Genomic DNA, 21,257 nt, shown 5'->3' on the forward strand with positions numbered 1-21,257 from the left:
CTCTTCTCTACATCTAAGAAAGGAATGCACCGTGACTTATTTCGACGTCAAGAAGGTAACCACTACCGCAACGGATTTACCGGATACTATCGGCTCGCGCAGTATCAACTTGATGTGCGCCATTTTAAAGGGAATCCCTTACAACACTCTCTATAACACCCACTTGCACACGCCCCCGACAAATCCGCCATCCTCGACCCTTCTTGACACACTAATTGATAATGTCTCTGCGTTACCCCCTAACCTTGACGTTGGCGCGACGGAAAACAATCCTATCGTTAAGAGTCGGCTTGTCGGGACGAATGGAGCCTTGGTCAGAATTAGAGACGAAGCGGTCAGGCTCGGATATCCAAGACTGAAACTAAAAAAGCTCTTCTACATCAACCCTGACGCCGAAATTGAAACCCCGCAGATGAAACTCGCGAAGTTCATCATTTCTGAGTTGGAGAATGTACATAAGATCAAGCAAGGTGACAATGGCGATCAGATGTATCATTTTTGCGTTCCGTTCCTGACATTTCAGAAAGGCCGCAAACCACCCCACGAAGAGGGGCGGCCACGCAAATATTATCCAGAAAAGAATGACTTGGAATACTTCTTGGCAAAACTGGGGGACCTGGAAATGGAGGACTTGTACGGACACTATCGGTCTGCCGACTATGACGGGCGGCGAAAGGCTGCAAGAAAAGCGCTGGAACGGTGCGTGCTCAAGGAATATCGCCCGAAGGATACCCGTCCGAAACCCGGAAACGGTATTGGACCTGATGGCTCAGACGGAAATAGCCGCTACTGCGCTGGTGCGGGCAGCGGATGCCGGGGATGCGATCATCCGGATGACTGGTGTAATGACTATGAACAAGACGGCAAGACTTACTGTAGTCTCGGAAGCGATTACCACTAAGCAATTCCTGTCTCGATTTCCGATCTACGCCAGCCCTCACCCCAGCGCCGCGTCAAAATTCCGGGCGCTCGCGTCGATCATCCCCTTGAGCGCGCCGTATTCGCTGCCGTGCGCGAGGAGTTGCGCGCCCTGGTCGTGATATTGCTTGAGCTGCTCCGCCGTCCGTACGGGGAGGCCCCAGGCCTTCCCGTATTGGGCGGCGGCCGCCGCGACCCGCTCAATGCAATCGTCGAGTGAGGGCATGTTTTTGTACTTGCCGAGGCGCAGGCCCAAATCGCCAATCCCCACGAAGAGCCCGCTGATCCCGCTCAGCGCGGCGATCGCCTCCACGTTGTTCACCGCCTCCGGCGTCTCGATCTGCACCACCAGAAAGGTCTCCCGGTTCGCCGCCTCAGCGTAGGCCGCCGGCTCCGTCATCTGGTAGCGGTTGTCAAAGCCCACCCCGTCCAGCCCCCGATCCCCCAGCGGCGGGAACTTAACCGCCTTCACCAGCGCCTCCGCCTGCGCCACCGTCGAAACATGCGGGATCATCAGGCCCGACGCACCGTCTTCCAGGTAGCGGTAGAGCCGTGTCTTCTCCACCGTCGGCGGACGCAGCATGCAGTCGATGTCCGCCAGGTGAAAATGCGTCAGCAGCGCCTGCACCTCCCGCTCGTCAATCAGCTTGTGCTCCAGGTCCAGCCAGATGCAGTCGAAGCCGGCGCGCGCCGCGAAATGCACATAGGGCGGAATGAAATGGCCGAGAACACACATGCGGACGGGCTGTCCCGCCCGGAGCTTTGCGAGGGTCTTGCTGGATCGCATCGGGGGTCTTTCCTGGTTGGCGCGCGCGGCAATGGTTATAACAACTTGTTTCCCGCCGCGCGGAGCGTGCTATAGTACCGCACGCCCCCGCGCCGATCCGAATGGGCTGGCCCCGTTTGCGTACGCCGGCGCGTACAGCGACACGGAGGAAACCGACACGTGAACCTTTCCGCGGCCCCCCTCGCCCGATTTTTTTCCCGCCGCCACGCCTGCGCGCTCGCCGCCCTGTTCGCCGCCTTCGCCCAGGGCGCCGCGGCCGCCGCGCCACCCGAGATCCACACCGGCCTCTCCGCCATCGACTGGATCATTATCGTCTGCTACGCCGCGTCGACCATCGGCCTCGGCTGGTACTTCAGCCGCCGCCAGAACACCATGTCGGAGTATTTCATCGGCAGCGGCGGCATGCACCCCCTGCTGATCGGCGTGTCTCTCTTCGCCACGCTCCTGAGCACCATCACCTACCTCTCCATCCCCGGCGAAGTGGCCGGCAAGGGCCCCCTGTACATCACCACCCTCATCGCATTGCCGCTGGTGTATCCCGTGGCGGCGTATATCATGCTGCCCATCTACATGCGCCAGCGCGTCACCAGCGCCTACGAACTCCTCGAGGCCAAGCTCGGTCTGACCATTCGCCTCCTCGGCGTCGCCATGTTCCTCCTGCTCCGCCTCGTCTGGATGGCCCTCCTGGTCTACCTCATGGCCCGCGCCATGTCCGTCATGATGGGCCTCGACGAATCCGCCATCCCGTGGATCGTCCTCGTCACCGGCTTCGTCTCCGTCACCTATACCTCCCTCGGCGGCCTCCGCGCCGTCGTGATCACCGACTTCGTCCAGACCGTGCTCCTCTTCGGCGGCGCCCTCCTGGTTATCGGCATGATCACCGTGAATATCGGCGGTTTCGGCTGGTTCCCCACCGAATGGCAACCCCACTGGGACATCCAGCCCATCATCAGCTTGGACCCAGGCACGCGCCTGACCGTCCTCGGCACCGTCCTCAGCATCTGGGTGTGGTACATCTGCACCATCGGCGGCGATCAAGTCTCCGTGCAGCGCTTCATGGCCACCCGCGACGCCAAAGCCGCGCGGCAGGCGCTCGCCGTCCAGCTCACCGCCAACACCTGCATCACCATCACGCTCTTCCTCGTGGGCTTCGCGCTCGTGGGCTATTTCCAGGCCCACCCCGAGCTCCTTCCGGAAGGCTTCAACCTCAAGTCCGACGCGGATCACCTCTACCCCCGCTTCATCAGCCACCACCTCCCCATCGGCGTGTCCGGCCTGGTCGTCTCCGCCATGTTCGCCGCCGCCATGTCCAGCATCGATTCCGGCGTCAATTCCATCACCGCGGTCGTCATGACCGACCTCCTCGACCGCTTCGATAAAAAGCCCGCAACCGAAGCGGGCCACGTCATGCTAGCGCGGATCCTCGCCTTCAGCATCGGCGGCGTCGTCATGATCGTCAGCTCCTTCATGGGCTATATCGAAGGCAACATCACCGAAGTGACCAACAAAACCGCCAACCTCCTGGTCACGCCGATCTTCGGCCTCTTCTTCTTCGCCCTGTTCGTGCCGCGCTCGAATCCCTTCGGCGTCTGGGTCGGCTGGTTCTGCTGCACCGCCACCGCCGTCACCATCGCCTTCTCGGGCTACTTCTTCGGCCGCGACCCCGTCACCAACTACGACCCGATCAGCTTCCAGTGGATCGCGCCGTCGGCAATCATCGTGAACATCGTCACCGGCTATATCGCCTGCCGCGCCTGGAGCGCCCTTAAAGGTTCCCCAAGCGCATGATCCCCCTGAAGCGCCACCCGCTGGAGTGCGACATCCTCGTCGCCGGTGGCGGACCGGCCGGCGTCCCCTGCGCCATCGCCGCCGCGCGCAACGGCGCCCGGGTCATCCTCTGCCAGGACCGCCCGGTGCTCGGCGGCAACGCCTCCAGCGAAGTCCGCATGCACATCGTGGGCGCAAACGGCACCGGCCATTTCGACCGGGGCGAGGAAGGCCGCACGGAAGCCCGCGAAGGCGGCATCATCGAGGAGATCCGGCTGGAGAATTGCGTCCGAAATCCGCAACGCTCGGCGTCCATGTTCGACCTCATCCTCTACGAGAAGTGCCGCGCGGAACCCAACCTCACCCTGCTGCTGAACACCGCCGTCACCGGCGTGGCGATGGAGGGCGGCCGTATCGCCGCCGCAATCGCCGAACGCCAGAGTACGGAGGACGCCTTCTACATCCAGGCCAGGCTCTTCATCGATTGCACGGGGGACGGACGCCTGGGCGTGGAGGCCGGCGCGCGCTTCATGGAGGGCCGCGAGGACCGCGAAGCCTTCGGGGAGTCCCTGGCGCAGGAAACGGCGGACAACAAGCGCCTTGGCTCTACCATCCTGATGCAGGCGAAGAAGCATGATCGTCCCATGCCCTTCACGGCCCCGCCGTGGGCGCGTAAGTTCACCCGCGACGACCTCAAGCTCCGCCTCTACGCCACCCCCGGCGAGGAAGAACCCACCCACGAGTACGGCTACTGGTGGGCCGAGTACGGCGGCGCCCTCGACACGATCAAAGACAACGAAGCCATCCGCGACGAGCTCCTCGCCATCGTCCTCGGCATCTGGGACCACGTCAAGAACGGCCCAGCGGGCACGCCGCCCGGCGCGGACCCCTTCGAGGCCTCCCACTGGGCGCTGGACTGGTTCGGCTTCCTCCCCGGCAAGCGGGAGAGCCGCCGTTTCATTGGCAGGCACGTGCTCACGCAAGACGATCTCATGACCTCCCGCGAATTCCCCGACGCGATCGCCTACGGCGGCTGGTCTATCGACCTCCACCCGCCCGAAGGCATCGACGCACCCGAGACCGAGCCCTGTGTGCAGCACCCCGTGCCCTGGCTCTACGACATTCCCCTCAGCGCCTGCGTCTCGACCAACGTGCGCAACCTCCTCTTCGCCGGCCGCAATATCTCGGCCACCCACGTCGCCTTCGCCTCCACCCGCGTCATGGCCACCTGCGCCGTCGTGGGACAGGGCGTCGGAACCGCCGCGGCCCACGCCATCGCGCGCGGCCTCTCGCTGGACGCCCTCCTCGAATCCCCCGAGAATCTGCGGGCGATCCAGCAGCGCCTCCTGCGCGATGACTGCTTCCTGGTCGGCCGCGAAAACGCCGATCCGCTCGACCGCGCGCGCACCGCCCGCGTAACCGCCTCCAGCGAACAGCCCGAAGGACCCGCCACCGCCGTGGTTTCCGGACAGACCCGCTGCGTCTTCGGCGATCGCGGCGCGCCCCCGGACCGCCGCCAGCCCGGCATGCACCGCTGGATGTCCGATCCAGACGCCGCCATGTCCGGAACGCGTCGGTCGACAACCGGCCCAGACGCCGGCCCGCCCGGCACACACCGAAGAGTGTCCGATCCAGACGCCGCCACGTCCGGAACGCACCGGTGGACGACCGGCCCAGACGCCGGCCCGCCCGCCTGGATCGAGCTCGCCTTCGACGCGCCCTGCGCTCCCCGCGAAGTCCAGCTCGTCTTCGACACCGGCCTCCACCGCCACCTCACCCTCAGCCACCACGACGGCTATACCGCCTCCAAAATGCTATGGGGCCAGCCCCAGCCCGAGACCATCCGCGACTACGACATTGAAGGCTTCGACGGAAGCGCCCGCCACACCCTGCTCCAGATCCGCAACAACCACCAGCGCCTCCGCCGCCACCTTCTCCCCAACCCCGCGCCCCTCCAGACAATCCGCATCACCATCCACGCCACCAACGGCCTCAACCACGCCCGCCTCTGCGAAGTGAGGGTGTACGAATAGAGGGAATCCCCAGCAAGGGACGTACCGCCGCAGGAACGCCCAACCCGACCACACCAACCCAACGTCCCGCGCCAACACCCCAACCAACCCACACACGCCACAACGCGGGGGTATGTCCCGGTCCGGGTCGCCAAGCACACCCATTCCCTTACCATGGCGACTGCGCGCCTCCCGCCGACCCCAACCGGGAAAGGCGCACAAGGGACGTACCGCCGCAAGAACGCCCAACCCGACCACACCAACCCAACGTCCCGCGCCAACACCCCAACCAACCCACACAAGCCACAACGCGGGGGTATGTCCCGGCCCGGGTCGCCAACTTGCGCCACGCACCAACCAAAAGGACTGCACCCCTCCCCCCGTCCCTAGCCACCCTCCAGCCGCCGGCGAAAAAACTCATGCTTTCCAAGCGGCGTACCCCGTCTCGTATAACGCCGGATCTGCTCCAGGAACCCCTTATTCTCCATCTCGACCAGCAGCGAATTCCGCCACTCCGCAGCCGTGTAATGCCCAAACCAGCGCTTCAGGTCCAGCAATGTATCGCCGGACCACTCTCCGCAGTGCGCTCGACAGCTCGACCACGCATACTCCCACGGAAACCGAACCATTCCCGCACGAACCGGATTCAGCTCCACATAACCCATGGCGCAAACGCTATGATCCAGGTCCATGGGGCACGAAAAGTACCTCCCGTGCCAGAGATGGCCACAGCGGGCATACTTCTCATTAATATAAAAGGTATGTTCCTGTTGCGTTTTCTTCATGGCCCGGCCGAGACTTTCTGCGCGCTCCGGAATACCCACAAGGTGAATATGGTTCGTCATCAGGCAGTACGCAACGACACGCAGCCCCTCTTCACCGCAATACCGTTCAAGCAGATGCAAGTAATGCGCGCGATCCTCATCGTCGAAGAACACGTCCTGCTTATTGTTTCCCCGGTGCGTAATGTGATGCGGCGCCCCCGGTATAACCACCCGAGCTTCCCTGGACATGGATTGATAGTAAAACGCATCGGGAAGAATGTCAACCCATTAAGGGACGTACCGCCGTGCAAGGGACGTACCGCCGCAAGAACGCCCAACCCGACCACACCAACCCAACGTCCCGCAACAACACCCCAACCAACCCACACACGCCACAACGCGGGGGTATGTCCCGGCCCGGGTCGCCAACTTGCGCCACGCACCAACCAAAAGGACTGCACCCCTCCCCCCGACCCCAACCGGGACAGGCGCGCATACCCACTCCCCTCCGCCGCACGCCGCTCTCCCGCCAGCAACGCCCACTCACACCACCACACCACGCCAATCAATGCGCACCCGTCCCTCGTACTCGCGCATCCTCCTCTTATTCTGGCATCATGCCGAGATACCAACCAGGGAGCGCCCCATGAACCACTCCATACCATCCCACGCGATTCCCGCCGCCATCGCCCTCGTGGCCGCCCTCAATCTCGCCGGTTGTCTCGGCAGCCCGCCCGAATTCTTCCAATCCGGCAACCAGACCCTCGCCTACCGCGTCCACGGCGAGGGCCCACCGCTCGTGCTCGTCCACGGCTTTCAGGGCAACGGCGCGATCCACTGGGAGCTCCCCGGAACCGCCGCGCTCCTTTCCCAGCATTTCCAGGTCATCATCCTGGACTGCCGCGGCCACGGCAACAGCGACAAGCCCCTCGGCGCCGCCCGCTACGGCCTCCACATGGTCGAAGATGTCCGCCGCCTCCTCGACCACCTCCAGATCGAGCGCGCCAGCCTCGCGGGCTACTCCATGGGCGGCTGGATCAGCCTCAAGTTCGCCGCGACCTACCCCGAGCGCGTCCAGGCCCTCGCGGTCGGCGGCAGCGGCTACCGCGACTTCTCCGAAAAGCAACTCGGCCAGGTGCTGAATGATCTCGTCGTCCCCTTCCTGCATCCCGGTTACGACCCGCGCGCCTTCGAAGCATGCAGCGACGCCTTCCCGGAATTCCAACTCACCGAGGAAGAAGTCGCCAACCTCCCCGCGCCCCTCTTCGCCATCGCCGGCAGCGAAGACTTCGCCGTGGAACAAGTCGAGCGCCTCGCCGAAGCCCGGCCCGACGCCCAGACCACCATCATCCCCAACAACGATCACAATTCCACCCTCTTCGCGCCGGAATTCCGCGAATCACTGGCGGATTTTTTCGAGGCGTCGATCACTTTGAAGTCGCCTTCAAATGCGCCATAACCCCATGACCCCCAGATTCATCGCCGCGCTGCGCGAGATTGCCCGCCCCGAAGGCGATTAAACCAAACACAGAACCCACGTCATTCATGCAGATTTCACGAAAACTCTGTCCCATTATAATTCTCGCCTGCCTGGCGCAAGCCACTGGCGCCACCGACTTAACCGAACACGATGGAAGCGTCCGTTCAATCACCTTCCGAAGCGCCGCCCTGCACACCAACAAGACCTTCTGCGCCGTCCTCCCCGAGGGCTTCGCCGCATCCGCCGGCCCCTGGCCAGTCCTCTTCCTCTTCCACGGCCGCGGCCGCACCGAACGCTCCCTCATCGACGACCCCGGCGCACGCAAAGCCCTCCTCGCCGCGCCCTTCGTCACTGTCCTCCCTGACGGTAACGACGGCTGGTACATCAATTCTCCCGCGCAACCCGAAGCGCGCTATCAGGACTACATCGACGAGCTCATCACCGTGGCGACGGACCGCCTCAACCTCTCCACCGACCCGCGCCGCCGCGCGCTCAGCGGGTGGAGCATGGGCGGCTACGGCTGCACCCGCTACGCCATCGACCGCCCCGGCCAGTTCGCGGTCGTCGCCCCCATCATCGGCCTGCTCGACTTCCCGCGCACCGGCCTCCCCGAGGGCCAGTCCTACGAGGTTCCGGAAGAGCGCTTCACCGCCGACCCCGAAACCTGGGCTGCGCTCAACCCCATCCACCAGGCCGAAACGCTCCGCGGCAGCGCCCTCTGCATCATTACCGGCACGACCGCCTTCGACCGCACCATGAACCTGAACTTCGCCCGCCGCCTCGCCGAACTCGAAATCCCGCACACCCTCCACATCCTCGAAGGCGGCCACACCTTCGACCTCGTCCGCGCAAGTCTCCCCATCGTCGTGGATTTCATCACACGGACCTTCGCTGATTGACCAGCCCCGGCGCCGCGCACCGCAACCCGACGCCTGCCGTCCCTGCCGTCCCTGCCGTCCCTGCCGTCCCTGCCGTCCCTGCCGTCCCTGAAGTCCCTGCCGTCCCTGCCGTCCCTGAAGTCCCTGTAGTCCCTGCCGTCCCTGAAGTCCCTGTAGTCCCTGTAGTCCCTGTAGTCCCTGTAGTGCCTGCCGCCCAACACCCCACCCCCGGGTTGACCCTCCACCGCCGGTTTGCCATCATACCCAGCAGGCAGGCAAACACATGCGCTTCGCCCCGAGAGGACCCGCTATTACAATGACCAGCTTTCTCCATTCCGCGCTCCGAAGTGCCGCCGTGCTCCTGGCGGCGATTACAGCCCTGGCGCCCGCCGCCGACTTCGAACAGCAGATCCTGCCCATCCTCCAGAACAACTGCTTCGAATGCCACGGCCCCGACGCCCAGAAATCCGGCCTGCGGCTTGATTCCCTGGCGCAGATATTCCTCAAGTCCGCCCTCGTTCCCGGCGATGCCGAGAGCAGCCGCATCATCCACGCGGTTCGCTACACCGACAAGGACCTGAAGATGCCGCCCGACGGCAAACTCGCGGACGCGGACATTGCCGCGCTGGAAGCCTGGGTCCAGGTCGGCGCGCCCTGGCCGGGGACAACCGAAGCCGAAGCGCGCGCCGAGGCAAAGGCCATCCGCGAGGCGGCCATCGCGAACGAGCCGGCCTACTGGGCTTTCCGCGCGCCCGTCAAACCCGCCGCGCCGGCCGTCGCCGATCCCATCTGGGCGGAAAACCCCATCGACGCCTTTATCCACCGAAAACTCGCGGAGCAAAACCTCGCCCCGTCGCGGGAGGCCGATCGCCGCACCCTCATCCGCCGCCTGTACCTTGACGTCCTCGGCCTGCCGCCCGCACCGGAGGAGGTGGACGCCTTCCTCGCCGACCCGGACCCCAACGCCTACAAAAAGCTCGTGGACCAGGTCCTCGCGTCGCCGCACTATGGCGAACGCTGGGCGCGCCACTGGCTCGATGTCGTCGGCTTCGCCGAGACCCACGGCTTTGAGATGAACCAGCCCCGCGACAACGCCTGGCGCTACCGCGACTACGTCATCCGCGCCTTCAACGAGGACCTCCCCTACACGCAATTCATCAAGGAGCAGATCGCGGGCGACGCCCTCGGCGCCGACGCCGCCACAGGCTACCTCGTCGCCGGGCCCTGGGACCAGGTGAAGAGCCCCGATATCGTCCTCACGAAGAACCAGCGCGATGGCGAGCTGCACGACATGGTCAACCGCACGACCGCCGCGTTTCTCGGCCTCACGGTAGGCTGCGCGAAGTGCCACGACCATAAGTTCGACCCGATCTCCCAGCGCGACTACTACCAGGTCCGCGCCTTCTTTGCCGGGGTGCAGCACGGTGATCGCGAGATGCGTCCGCCAGACTACGATGCGCGCCTGGCGGAAGCGGAGCAGGTCGCAAGCGAACGCGCCGAGGTCGCCGCAAAACTCGCCGCGTTCGCCCCCCTGGCCACCCTCAACCTCACCGCCATCGACGACGACGGCCCCCTCTTCCAGCTGGCGGGCCAGCCGCGCACCAGCATCCTCGTCCGCCCCATGGAATACGGCGTCATGGGCCAATCCGACATCGACCCCGGCCACCGCTACGCCATCTGGGCGGCGAATACCAACCAGACCGTCTTCGCCTGGCAGCCGGACGCCGCGGGCGATCATCGGGTCTATCTCTCCTGGAGCGTGGACAAGGACCGCTGCAAGCAGGTGGCCTATGTGCTCGACGCCGACGGTGATCCCGCCACGGACGGCGACCAAACGGTCATCGCCACCATCGACCAGCGCCTCAACGTCGCGCAACAGGACGGCGACACCGCCGAGAACGAGTGGAGCGGCTTTTTCGATGCCGGCCGCCACGCCCTTACCGAGTCGAGCGCCATCCTGCTCCGGAGCGGCGATAACCAGGGCAAGGTCACGGCCGATCTAATCGCCCTGCGCCCGGAAACCGGCGATATCGGCGCCGCGCCGCCCGCGCAACGGCCACAGCTCCGGCCCCCGGTGAATTTCGAGCGCAACGAAGACCGCTTCCCCGCCATCGAGGCCACCGCGCTCCGATTCACCATCCACGCCGCGAACCAGCACGCCCCCTGTATCGATGAACTCGAAGTCTATGCCGGCGCCAAGAACGTCGCGCTCGCCGGCAATGGCGGCGTCCCCTCCGCCTCCAGCGAATACGGCGGCGAGAAGCACCGCACCGCCCACCTGAACGACGGCGAATACGGCAATGATCGGAGCTGGATTCACAAGGAAGGATCCGAAGGCCCCATCTGGGCGCAGATCGATTTCGCCGGACCCCGCCGCATCGACCGCGCCGTCTGGGGCCGAGACCGCAAAGGCCAGTACAAGGATCGCCTCGCCACCCAATACACCATCGAAGCGCGCACGCCCGGCGGGGACTGGGTCGCCGTGGCCTCCGCCCTGGACCGCGCCCCCTTCGGCATTAAGACGCCCAACGTCCCCCAATTCGCCACCGGACTCGACCGCGCCGATCGCGAAGAACTGGCGAATCTCAAAAAACAGGACGCGGAACTCAACGAAAAGCACGCCGAACTCGTCAACTTCCCGAAGATCTATGCCGGCAACTTCGTCGACCCCGAGCCCACCCACTTCCTCTACCGTGGCGATCCCATGGCCGAGCGCGAGCCCGTGAACCCCGGCGGCATCGCCCACGTCGGCGCACCCCTCCAACTCCCGGATGACACGCCCGAGCAAAAGCGCCGCGTCGCCCTGGCCGATTGGCTCGCGCGCGGCGACAACCCCCTCACCGCCCGCGTCATGGTCAACCGCATCTGGCACTACCACTTCGGCCGCGGCATCGTCGAGACCCCGAGCGACTTCGGCGCCATGGGCGCGCGCCCCACCCACCCCGATCTCCTCGACTGGCTCGCCGTCACCTTCATGGAAGACGGCTGGCGCCCCAAGGCCCTCCACCGCCGCATCCTCCTCTCGCAAACCTACCGCCAATCCAGCGCGCCCCGGCCCGAGGCCCTGCGGATCGACGCCGACGCCCGCTACCTCTGGCGTTTCCCCCCGCGACGCCTCGAGGCCGAGCCCATCCGCGATTCCATCCTCGCCGCCAGCGGCGTCCTCGACCTCGAAATGGGCGGCCCCGGCTATAACGTGTTCAAGCCCAACGAAAACTACGTCCGCGTCTACGACCCCAAAGACGAGTTCGGCCCCGAAGAGTGGCGCCGCATGATCTACCAGAACAAACCCCGCATGGAGCAGGACGAAACCTTCGGCATCTTCGACTGTCCCGACGGCGCGCAAAACCAGCCCAAGCGCAACACCTCCACCACCCCGCTGCAGGCCCTCAACCTCCTCAACAGCCCCTTCATGCTACAGCAAGCCGAGCTCTTCGCCCAGCGCCTGGAGAAGGAGGCCCCCGCACCCGAAGCACAAGCCGCAAGAGCCTTCCGATTAGCCTACGCCCGCCAACCCGGCCCCGAGGAACAAGAAGCCGCCGCAGCCTTCATCCAGCAACACGGCTTGGTCCTGTTCTGCCGCGCGATCTACAACACGAACGAGTTCTTGTACCTCGATTGAGGTAGCCAGCCCCCTCGTTCCCACGGTCCCCGTTCCACTCGTTCCCACGGTCCTCCGTGGGAATGCAGACCGTTCCGCTCCCGCGGAACAACCCCACGCACGCAAGCACGTCTATATCAGGGGTGCCACGGACAAGCCCCCAAGGGCTTGCCCGTGCGAGTCAGCACGGGGGCGTGTGTATCGCGCTACCACGCCCCCATGGTAGAGTAAAACAAGACGAACCAACAACGTTCCAGGAGAATCCCGATGCGTTCCGGCCCCATATCAGACCAGCCGAAGAATGCGAGTCCGCTGGTCATCCCCTTCGACCGCAAGGCCATAGTCATCCGGGCAATTCTGGGACCGTTCATCATTGCCTTCTCTCTGGTGGCGGTGCTTTTTGAACTCCTGCTCCTTCTGTTCACCGGGGTGATTTTGGGTGGTATCAACGCGCCCGCGATAACTTTCTCTTTGAAGGCCGCGTTTTCCGGAATTGTCTACACTACCTACTGGCCGAAACTGTTCGACAGAAAACCTGCACTGATACTGACAGACGAGTACCTCGAGGATCACAGCGCCCCCACGTCGTACGGTCGCATCCCGTGGGATAGTATCTATGGCATACAGACCGCTTCCATCGGGTTCTACCAGGGCATCTCCCTCTTCGTAAGCGCGCAGCCACAGGAATCTCAGACGGCAGGACCCATAGCACGCGAACTCCGCAGCTGGTTCGAGTCGTTCTTCGGGAGCTCCGTGCAGGTTGCCACCGACTGCCTTGTCCTGTCGCGCGCGGATTTGACCATCATTTTGCAAGAGCGCTTCGAACAACACCCCAACCAGTCCGACGCCACGAGAGAACATCAGGGCCTGTTCGTCCGTGGACAGGCCTACACCCCGCGCGAGGAATACCTGGTGCCGTACGTGGAGAAGCCAGCCGTGACGCCGAAAGATTGATGAAGTGTCGGTGTATTATCCCTCAAGGCACTCGAACTCGCCGGGGACAAGATTGGGTCCCGTCCGCGGTCTCTGAAATGCTTTTTTTCGCTACCACGGTCCTCCGTGGTCTCGCATTACCGTTCCGCTCCCGCGAAACAATCCCACGCACGCAAGCAAATCTATATCAGGGGTGCCACGGACAAGCCCCCAAGGGCTTGCCCGTGCGGGTCGGCACGGGTGCGTGTGTATCTCGCTACCAGGCCGGCATCGTAGAGTCCACTCGTTCCCACGGTCCCCCGTGGGAATACAGACCGTTCCGCTCCAGCGGAACAACCCCCACCCCGCCATTCACGCGCTGGCCCGAAGCAACCGTTTCTGATACCCTATCCGGAGACCCAGGCAGTGCAGGAGTACGACGCACCATGACCCCGAACGAAATCTATCCCGACGGCCAGCATCTGCTCAACCGGCGCGGCTTTCTTCAGTCCGCGGGCGCGGGCCTCGGCGGCATTGCGCTTTCCGCGCTGCTCGCCGAAGCGGGCATGCTCTCCGCCGCCGCCGCGACGACGCCCCTGCGCCCGGCCATCGACGCGGCCGCGCCGCTGGCGCCGCGCATGCCGCACCACCACCCGCGCGCGAAGAATGTGATCGTGATCTTCTGCTCGGGGGCGTGCTCGCACCTGGACACGTGGGACTACAAGCCGGAGCTCATCAAGCGCCACGGCCAGCCGATGCCCGGCGGCGACGCGCTGGTGACCTTCCAGGGCGAGCAGGGCAACCTCACCAAGAGCCACTGGGAATTCCGCCCGCGCGGGGAATCCGGCAAGATGATCTCCGACATGCTCCCCAACCTCGCGGCGATGGCGGACGACTACTGCTTCATCCACTCGATGACCGCGAAGAGCAACACGCACGGGCCGGCGGAGAACCAGATGAGCACCGGCTTCACGCTGGACGGCTTCCCGAGCATGGGCGCGTGGGTGTCCTACGCCCTCGGCAGCGAGGCGAACGATCTCCCGGCCTACGTGGCCATTCCGGACCCGCGCGGCGTGCCGCAGTCCGGGCCGAACAACTGGGCCTCCGGTTTCCTCCCCGCCGTGTTTCAAGGCGTGCCCTTCAATGCGCAGAAGCCCATCCCCAACCTCGCGCGCCCCGCCGCGATTACCGACGGCGACGAACGCGCCACGCGCGACTTCCTGAAGTTCCTGAACGAGAAGCACCTGGAGCGCTTCCCCGGCGATACCGAGCTGAGCGCGCGCATCTCGTCCTACGAGCTTGCCGCGCGCATGCAGCTTCGCGCCGCGTCCATGAGCGATTTCAGCAACGAAAGCCCCGCCACGCGGCGGCTCTACTGCATCGACGACCCCAACGAACTCAAGGCGGGCTTCGGCAAGAACTGCCTCCTCGCGCGGCGGCTTATCGAGCGCGGCGTCCGCTTCGTGCAGCTCTTCAACGGCGCCTACGCCATGGGCGAGGGCGTGGGCAACTGGGACGGCCACAAGACGCTGAAGGAACAGTACGACGTGCACGCGCCCATCCTCGACGGCCCCGCCGCGGGCCTGATCCAGGATCTCAAGGCGCGCGGCATGCTCGACGACACGCTCGTGGTATGGACCACGGAGTTCGGGCGCATGCCCACCTTCCAGAAAGGCGCCAGCGGCCGCGACCACAATCCGAGCGGCTTCACCACCTGGATGACCGGCGCGGGCGTCAAACGGGGCTTCAGCTACGGCGCCACCGACGAGTTCGGCTACAAGGCCGTGGAAAACGTCAGCACGATCTACGATTTCCACGCCACCATCCTCCACCTGCTCGGCCTCGACCACGAGCGCCTCAGCTTCTACCACAACGGCATCGAGCGGCGGCTCACGGATGTGCACGGCCACGTGATCCGGGAGGTGCTGGCGTAGGGCGGAGGGCGCCGGAAGTTTTCAGGGACGGCAGGGACAGCAGAGACGGCAGGGACTTTAATCGCGCGCCAACAAGGTCGGCGAAAACTCGCACTTGCAGATTAGCGCCTTTTCTGCTAAGCTAGCTTAGATTTTGGTAGTCCCTGTAGTCCCTGTAGTCCCTGTAGTCCCTGTAGTCCCTGTAGTCCCTGTAGTCCCTGTAGTCCCTGTAGTCCCTGTAGTCCCTGTAGTCCCTGTAGTCCCTGTAGTCCCTGTAGTCCCTGTAGTCCGCACAGGAGACCACACACCATGACCAAAGGCTTCATCCCGCCGCACGGGGGCTACCGCGGACTCCTCTCCTACCAGCGCTCCGAGATCGTGTTCGACGCCACGGTCCGATTCTGTGAACGCCACTTCGACCCCTACGACCGCACCATCGGCCAGATGGTCCAGGCCGCGCGCTCTGGAAAGCAGAATATCGCCGAAGGCAGCATGGCCTCCGCAACCTCCAAGGAGACCGAGATCAAACTCACCAGCGTCGCCCGCGCGAGCCTGGGTGAGTTGCTCGAAGACTACCGGGACTTCCTGCGCGTTCGGCGGATTCCGGAGTGGGAGAAAGACCACCCCTACGCGCGCCGCCTTTCGGAATTACTCCGCACGCCAAACGCGGACTATGAGACCTTCCGAAAGGCGCTCGAACACGAAGACCTCGCCATCTCGGCCAACGCCATACTGGGCCTCTGCAAGGTCGCATACGCCCTGCTGACCCGCCAGATCAAGCAGCTGGAGGCGGCCTTTCTGGAAGAAGGCGGGCTGCGCGAACGCATGACCCGCGCACGGCTCGATGAGCGTGATCGCCAGCGGCGGCATCGGGATCGCGATACCCCGGAACAGCACGACGAACCGTAGCGCGCCAAAGGCACAGGGACGTCAGAAACACGAGACGGCTAGTCCCACGAAACTCGAAGATGGTCTCCTCGATATTTCCGCTAATCCTGGCGTACTCGCGACCCCTGCTGTCCCTGTGGTCACTGCCGTCCCTGCTGTCCCTGCTGTCCCTGCTGTCCCTGTAGTCCCTGTAGTCCCTGTAGTCCCTGTAGTCCCTGTAGTCCCTGTAGTCCCTGTAGTCCCTGTTGTCCCTGTTGTCCCTGTAGTCCCTGTTGTCCCTGTTGTCCCTGTAGTCCCTGTTGTCCCTGTAGTCCCTGTAGTCCCTGTAGTCCCTGTAGTCCCTGCAGTCCCTGCAGTCCCTGTTGTCCCTGTTGTCCCTGTAGTCCCTGCCCTCCCTGCCGTCCCTGTTGTCCCTGTTGTCCCTGTTGTACCCGTATCGCGTGCTGTATCTCCGCGAGCACCTCCGGATTGAGACGATATATCCAGCGACTCTCGCTTTGCTCCCGCGCAGCCGATGCCTGCCGCGGTCCGACGCCGCCCCAGAAGAGCGCGCACTGAACTGCCCAGCTCGTGACGATCAGGGCCGCCACCGCATAACGCCCCGTTCCCGCGCTGGAATTCTTCCCGGTACACCTCACTGCCGCCTCCTTTTCTGTGTGCCGCGCACATCACGTAATGGCGGGCGCCGTCGAAATCGATCAATGGCCCGCTTTCCAATCGCCGGCGGCCCTCACATGCGCCCAATGCAACCACGGATATAACGCCGCCGAGCCGTATGTGGTCAGAAGTATTTCCACGCCAGGATTCCAGCGCCATTCCGCCGCCAACACGCATCCGCCCCACCAATTTCATTCATCGCTTCGGGCAAGTCCCGCAACGTCGCCTCCGCCGGACCACGCCGCCACGGCCTCCAGATACTCTTTCCGCGCCATCAGCCCAGCGTCCAACTCCGCCGCCGCCACCGAGTTGCGCTCGCCACCCATATCAAAAACCACGGCGCCATCCTCGGGTATCTCGATTGCAAAAATATCCGCCTCCGGATCGTTCGCCTTAATAGGCAGAATCATCTCGTTGTTGAACTTCGACTCGCCCTGCATCGCCTCATACGTATAACGCCCCAGAACGCTATTCGGGTACGAAATATCGTTGTAATTCGACCAGTCGCTGGCCTCTGCCGTAAATACCCTACGCCCGTCGCCGTCAAAAAATTCGAGGCGGTCGTAATAGAGGCGCTCCGTATCGGTGAATCGAATGGTCATGGCGACCTCCCCATCGTCGCCCAGGGTCACAACGCCATCCTCATAACCCATGACGGAAAACCGCCTGGTGTACGAATGGTCGCGGACGAAGATCAAGAGCCAATCCAACGCGACGAGATGGGCGGCCTCCTCCATTTCGCCCGACACAAAATAGTCCGACGGCCCCGCCTCGCCCTTATCCCCCGGGCCCGGGTGGCCGTGACGGACATAGGTGGTTCCATTCCAGGAGTCGCGCCATACCGGCCGCTCATCGCCGTCAGGCCCGAATTTCACCAATTCGTTGTAGCGTCCGTCAGCCGCGCGAACTCCGCTGTAGGTGCGAACCTTGGGTGGAGCGGCAGGGTCAAAGTTCTCTTCGACGCTGAATTGGAAGGCCACATCGCCGATCTGCTCCGGCGCGTGCATCTGGTTATACCGGTCGATGAGCGCCTGGCCCTCCGCGATACCCTGCGGCATTGGCGCGAAGGGCACGGTGAAGACCTGCTCCTCTTCACCCGCCTTCACGTCCGGCAGGTGATGGTAGTCATCTCCATTGGGCGCGTGCGGATTCTCTCGGTAAAAGCTGAGGCTGATCGTGGCGTTGGGCGCCTCCGACCATAAAAACCGGCCCTCGCCGTCGGTCTTTCCACTGAATCCGCCCAGGCTGACCCCAGTCTCCGACCGTGCCGAAGCGCTTACCTGAATCTTCCCCAGGGGGTTCCCGCCGGCGTCCAGCACCCGCCCGCGCAGCATGCCGCCCCTGGTTAGCACAATGCGGACGGGCGGCATGCCCGCGGTGACATTGACCGTCTCGGCGCCGGAAACAAATCCCGCCGCATCGATTCTCAACACGGACTCGCCGGGCCGGATCGGCTTGATTTCGAAAACGCCATTGGAATCGGAGGTTGCGACACGGCCCGTGGCGCGCAAGGACCGCTGCCGCCAGTTTTCCAGTTCGATCACCCGCGCACCCGCGATCGGAACATCATCGTCATCGACCACCAATCCCGGCAGGCCGATCGCGTCGCCGATCGTCAGTACCGCCGAGCCGTCACGCAGCGCCGCGACGGGAAGTTCGGCGACCGTATACGTCGTAGTGGCGTAGTCGGGATGGTCCAGTGAGACCCAGAACTCCCCCAAATCCTTCGGCGCCACATCGCAGCTCCAGCGTCCACCTTCGTCGGTGTTGACCGCGTGAGGCAGCGGCTCCTGGGCGTCCCAATTGTGCCCGCCGAGAACGGGGATCGATACGGCCACCCCCGCTACGGCGGCGCCCGACGTATCCACTACGGTACCGCCGATGTAGGTTGCCCGTTCGAGATCCAGCCGCAGATCGGATGGCGCGGGCGAATCCCAGCCGGCCTCATTGGTCACATACCCCGCCGCAAAAGCCCGCAGCCGGTAGGGCGCGGGCCGATCGGGCATATAGAGCCGGGCCATCCCCGTCGCGTCCGTGCGGTAGACATGGACCTCTTCGTTGTCCGGGCCCAAGTCCTCCACAAGCAGGAAGCGCGCATCGGGCAGGGGGCGGCCCTCGCCCGTGATGCGTACCGTGACCGCGCGGCGGGGGCCCGCGTTCCCGGCCACATAGTTGCCCACCGCCGTCCCCTCCAGGCGCCGCAGTCCGTCGGGCCCGATCTGCACCGGGAGTATGGCCCCCCGTAGCGCCGGAAACCGCGCGAGGATCGCCATGCCTGCGTCGGTGAGATAGGTGTCCGCCAGGCTTACTTCGGCCAGATTGGGCAGTTTCTGAAGCGACGCCAGCCCCGCGTCGGTGATGTTGTTGTTTTCCAGATTCAACCGGCGCAATCGTTGAAGCCCCTCCAGGAACTCGAGCCCGCTATCGGTGATGAGCGTATCTTCAATCCCGAGCTCGTCCAGGTTCCGAAGGCCCGCCAGATACCGCATCCCCTCGTCCGTGATGTCGAGCATCCACATGTCCAGATAGGTCAGGTTAGACATATTCCGGATATACGACAACCCCTCATCTCCCACTTGAGTCCGATTCAGGACAAGCTCCTGCATGGCCGTCATTCCGCCGAGATGGCGCATACCCTCATCCCCCACGTCGGTGCTATTGATATTGAGCCGAATGAGTTGGGTCATTCCGGCAAGATACTGCATCCCCGCGTCCGTGACAGGCGTCTCGCGAAGCTCCAGGCGCGTCAATCCGGTTAATCCTTGTATATGGGCAAGTTGCTCGTCCTGGACCGCCGTTCCGGTAAGGGAAAGTGACTGGATATCCGTGGCGCCGAAGTTCGCCAGCGGCGAAAGGTCCGCGGCGCCCGCGTCATTCACACGAAGATAGACCGGCGCCCCGGCGGGCGCCTCGACCGCGCCTCGCGCGTCGACGCTCTCGCCGCCGATCTGCAACGTGCCCATGGAATAGTCTTCGGGGAAGCGCAATACCCGCGCGCCCGGCGTCGCGCCGGCTTCGGGCGGCGCGGCCGCCGTGATCGCGGAGGCCAGGGGTAGCGCTGGCTCGGTTCGCGCGCCGGCCACACCGGGGTCGACGCTCAGAAGCCCGACAAGCGCGCAGCACGTCAGTGCGCGCTGCCACAGACGCAGCCGGTCCGGGTGCGAGAACGGATCCCCAAGCAGCGTCTCAATACGCCGCCCGATATGGCTCCGGCTCGCGAAGAGCCCCGCCGACATCAACGGACGTTGCCGTTTCCCGATCATGCCCAGCAATTCGCACAGCTCGCGCGCATAGCCCACCGCGTCGTGCTCGGTCTTGAGCAGCGCGCGATCGCACGCAAGCTCGGCCGACTCCTCCCAGCGCTTGCCCGCCCACCAGACGCAGGGGTGAAAGAAAAAGACCGCCTGCGCGACCAGCCGCAGCATCTGGCCCAACGTATCCCCATGCCGCCAGTGCGTCAGCTCGTGCCGCAGCGTCCACGCCCATTGCTCCGCCGTGCCCTCCCGCTCCAGCCACTGCGGCGCCAGTATCACCGGGCGAACTATTCCGGCAATCGCCGGCGTCTCCAACTCCTCGGTAACGCGAAGCGCCGGCGTCCACCAACGGGCCGCTCCCTCCAGCTCGGCCTCGTAGGCGGCCAGAAGAGCCCGTGAGGGAGCCCGCGTCCGCCGCCGCAAACCGTGGAGGCGAATCTGCTCGACCAGCAGCCAGGCCAGCAGCGCGCCCGCGCCCGCGACCCAGAAACCTATCAGCCACGCCGCGGGAGAGTATCCCCGCCAGGGAGCCGCTTTCCGCGCTGCCTTTGGCGGCGCCACCCCCGCCGGTGCCGCCATCGCGGTCTTGATATCGCGCACGGCCGACGCCGGAATTCCAGCCTCCGGACCCACACGCCGGGAGTCCAGCAGTCGCGGCGTATAGAGATTATTGGACCCAACGGCGACGGGAGAGGCTCCGCGCGATGCGCTATCAAGCACCGCCAGATCGAACGGCGCGCGAAAGGCTACGGCAACGAGCGCGTTGAGTAGTACGATGGCCCAGAGCAGCGACTGGATCCGATGGCTGCGGATCGCACCACACTTAATGGCCAGCGCCAGCAGCGGAACCAGCGCGCACAACTCCAGGCTGGCGAAAGCGAGGCGGCCCAAAAGGGGCCACGTTTCGAAGAAGGTCCCCAGAAGGACCGCGGTGTCAACCATCTCACTTGCCCTTTCCCTGCTGCTCCTCGATCAGCTTCCGGAGCGCCTCCAGATCCTCGTCGCTGAGTCGTTCCTCCTTGATTAGACAGGAGAGAACCTGGCGCGGCGAACCGCCGAAGAATCCGGATACCAGGTCCCGCAACGTGCGCTTCCCCACGTTCTCGCGGCTCACCGCCGGCCTGAAGCGGTGCTGCCGCGCAATCGTCGGAACGAGTTCAACGTAGCCCTTCTTCCGCAAATTCGCCAGAACCGTGCGGATGGTGGACTCCGCCAGGCGCTCGGTTCGGTTGAATTCTTCGATGACCTCGCTGGATCCGCACTCTCCGAGGTTCCACACAATGCCCATCACCCGCTGCTCAAGGCGCGACAGGGGCGGAAGGTCGCGCGGCGTATTCTTGATTCGATTTGCCACAGCCCAGTTCCTTTATCTTCACAGCAGTTCACTAAAATTATCAACTTCATCTATATTTATAGCGGAAAAACG

16 protein-coding genes are annotated in these 21,257 nt (G+C 64.3%); 9 read left to right on the forward strand and 7 right to left on the reverse strand.

Features of this window, described 5'->3' with window-relative positions; genetic code table 11:
• The first annotated feature begins 31 nt into the window (after positions 1-31).
• Positions 32-901, forward strand: coding sequence for a hypothetical protein (locus KF886_20230; protein MBX3179688.1), 870 nt, complete (start codon positions 32-34; stop codon positions 899-901).
• Between the two features lie 36 nt (positions 902-937).
• On the opposite strand, the gene KF886_20235 is transcribed toward KF886_20230, so the two are convergent.
• A complete protein-coding gene (locus KF886_20235) occupies positions 938-1,705 on the reverse strand; it encodes a 4-hydroxy-2-oxovalerate aldolase (protein MBX3179689.1) in 768 nt (255 codons plus the stop codon).
• 372 nt (positions 1,706-2,077) lie between these two features.
• Between KF886_20235 and KF886_20240 the strand changes: the two genes are divergently transcribed.
• Both KF886_20240 and KF886_20245 read left to right on the forward strand, forming a co-directional pair.
• Positions 2,078-3,493 (forward strand): sodium/solute symporter, encoded by a 1,416-nt coding sequence (locus KF886_20240; protein MBX3179690.1) that lies wholly within the window; start codon positions 2,078-2,080, stop codon positions 3,491-3,493.
• Entirely contained in the window at positions 3,490-5,505 is a 2,016-nt protein-coding gene (locus tag KF886_20245; GenBank protein MBX3179691.1) for an FAD-dependent oxidoreductase, read from the forward strand. The genes KF886_20240 and KF886_20245 overlap by 4 nt, the downstream gene beginning before the upstream one ends.
• Positions 5,506-5,870: 365 nt before the next feature.
• On the opposite strand, the gene KF886_20250 is transcribed toward KF886_20245, so the two are convergent.
• Positions 5,871-6,422 carry a transposase gene (locus tag KF886_20250; protein MBX3179692.1) on the reverse strand — a complete coding sequence of 184 codons (552 nt, stop codon included), beginning with the start codon at positions 6,420-6,422 and terminating at the stop codon, positions 5,871-5,873.
• 472 nt (positions 6,423-6,894) lie between these two features.
• Between KF886_20250 and KF886_20255 the strand changes: the two genes are divergently transcribed.
• Both KF886_20255 and KF886_20260 read left to right on the forward strand, forming a co-directional pair.
• Positions 6,895-7,707: an alpha/beta fold hydrolase gene (locus tag KF886_20255; GenBank protein MBX3179693.1), complete on the forward strand. Its 813-nt coding sequence runs from the start codon at positions 6,895-6,897 to the stop codon at positions 7,705-7,707.
• A gap of 86 nt (positions 7,708-7,793) precedes the next feature.
• Complete coding sequence (locus KF886_20260; protein MBX3179694.1) at positions 7,794-8,627, forward strand: hypothetical protein; 834 nt, start codon at positions 7,794-7,796, stop codon at positions 8,625-8,627.
• Here KF886_20260 and KF886_20265 read toward each other — a convergent pair.
• Positions 8,605-8,940, reverse strand: coding sequence for a hypothetical protein (locus KF886_20265; protein MBX3179695.1), 336 nt, complete (start codon positions 8,938-8,940; stop codon positions 8,605-8,607). The two genes, KF886_20260 and KF886_20265, sit on opposite strands and share 23 nt — an antisense overlap.
• Between KF886_20265 and KF886_20270 the strand changes: the two genes are divergently transcribed.
• The 3 genes from KF886_20270 to KF886_20280 all read left to right on the forward strand — a co-directional run bounded on the left by KF886_20270 (position 8,923) and on the right by KF886_20280 (position 15,053).
• The gene (locus tag KF886_20270; GenBank protein MBX3179696.1) at positions 8,923-12,228 is read left to right on the forward strand and encodes a DUF1553 domain-containing protein; all 3,306 of its coding nucleotides are present in this window, start codon (positions 8,923-8,925) and stop codon (positions 12,226-12,228) included. The two genes, KF886_20265 and KF886_20270, sit on opposite strands and share 18 nt — an antisense overlap.
• A 246-nt stretch (positions 12,229-12,474) precedes the next feature.
• Complete coding sequence (locus KF886_20275; GenBank protein ID MBX3179697.1) at positions 12,475-13,161, forward strand: hypothetical protein; 687 nt, start codon at positions 12,475-12,477, stop codon at positions 13,159-13,161.
• A gap of 404 nt (positions 13,162-13,565) precedes the next feature.
• Positions 13,566-15,053 (forward strand): DUF1501 domain-containing protein, encoded by a 1,488-nt coding sequence (locus KF886_20280; GenBank protein MBX3179698.1) that lies wholly within the window; start codon positions 13,566-13,568, stop codon positions 15,051-15,053.
• Positions 15,054-15,179: 126 nt separating this feature from the next.
• On the opposite strand, the gene KF886_20285 is transcribed toward KF886_20280, so the two are convergent.
• The gene (locus tag KF886_20285; protein ID MBX3179699.1) at positions 15,180-15,326 is read right to left on the reverse strand and encodes a hypothetical protein; all 147 of its coding nucleotides are present in this window, start codon (positions 15,324-15,326) and stop codon (positions 15,180-15,182) included.
• 15 nt (positions 15,327-15,341) lie between these two features.
• Here KF886_20285 and KF886_20290 point away from each other — a divergent pair, with 15 nt between their 5' ends.
• Positions 15,342-15,941: a four helix bundle suffix domain-containing protein gene (locus KF886_20290; GenBank protein MBX3179700.1), complete on the forward strand. Its 600-nt coding sequence runs from the start codon at positions 15,342-15,344 to the stop codon at positions 15,939-15,941.
• Between the two features lie 119 nt (positions 15,942-16,060).
• On the opposite strand, the gene KF886_20295 is transcribed toward KF886_20290, so the two are convergent.
• The 3 genes from KF886_20295 to KF886_20305 all read right to left on the reverse strand — a co-directional run bounded on the left by KF886_20295 (position 16,061) and on the right by KF886_20305 (position 21,185).
• Positions 16,061-16,510 carry a hypothetical protein gene (locus KF886_20295; GenBank protein MBX3179701.1) on the reverse strand — a complete coding sequence of 150 codons (450 nt, stop codon included), beginning with the start codon at positions 16,508-16,510 and terminating at the stop codon, positions 16,061-16,063.
• 258 nt (positions 16,511-16,768) lie between these two features.
• The gene (locus tag KF886_20300) at positions 16,769-20,773 is read right to left on the reverse strand and encodes a carboxypeptidase regulatory-like domain-containing protein (GenBank protein ID MBX3179702.1); all 4,005 of its coding nucleotides are present in this window, start codon (positions 20,771-20,773) and stop codon (positions 16,769-16,771) included.
• A gap of 1 nt (position 20,774) precedes the next feature.
• Positions 20,775-21,185 carry a BlaI/MecI/CopY family transcriptional regulator gene (locus tag KF886_20305; protein MBX3179703.1) on the reverse strand — a complete coding sequence of 137 codons (411 nt, stop codon included), beginning with the start codon at positions 21,183-21,185 and terminating at the stop codon, positions 20,775-20,777.
• Between the last annotated feature and the right edge of the window lie 72 nt (positions 21,186-21,257).

The organism is Candidatus Hydrogenedentota bacterium (assembly GCA_019637335.1).
Classification (GTDB): domain Bacteria; phylum Hydrogenedentota; class Hydrogenedentia; order Hydrogenedentales; family JAEUWI01; genus JAEUWI01.

Coding starts and splice junctions, on each gene's coding strand:
- KF886_20235 (MBX3179689.1), bottom strand. CDS start 1,705: ATGCGATCCAGCAAGACCCTCGCAAAGCTCCGGGCGGGACAGCCCGTC.
- KF886_20240 (MBX3179690.1), top strand. CDS start 2,078: ATGTCGGAGTATTTCATCGGCAGCGGCGGCATGCACCCCCTGCTGATC.
- KF886_20245 (MBX3179691.1), top strand. CDS start 3,490: ATGATCCCCCTGAAGCGCCACCCGCTGGAGTGCGACATCCTCGTCGCC.
- KF886_20255 (MBX3179693.1), top strand. CDS start 6,895: ATGAACCACTCCATACCATCCCACGCGATTCCCGCCGCCATCGCCCTC.
- KF886_20260 (MBX3179694.1), top strand. CDS start 7,794: ATGCAGATTTCACGAAAACTCTGTCCCATTATAATTCTCGCCTGCCTG.
- KF886_20270 (MBX3179696.1), top strand. CDS start 8,923: ATGACCAGCTTTCTCCATTCCGCGCTCCGAAGTGCCGCCGTGCTCCTG.
- KF886_20265 (MBX3179695.1), bottom strand. CDS start 8,940: ATGGAGAAAGCTGGTCATTGTAATAGCGGGTCCTCTCGGGGCGAAGCG.
- KF886_20275 (MBX3179697.1), top strand. CDS start 12,475: ATGCGTTCCGGCCCCATATCAGACCAGCCGAAGAATGCGAGTCCGCTG.
- KF886_20280 (MBX3179698.1), top strand. CDS start 13,566: ATGACCCCGAACGAAATCTATCCCGACGGCCAGCATCTGCTCAACCGG.
- KF886_20290 (MBX3179700.1), top strand. CDS start 15,342: ATGACCAAAGGCTTCATCCCGCCGCACGGGGGCTACCGCGGACTCCTC.
- KF886_20300 (MBX3179702.1), bottom strand. CDS start 20,773: ATGGTTGACACCGCGGTCCTTCTGGGGACCTTCTTCGAAACGTGGCCC.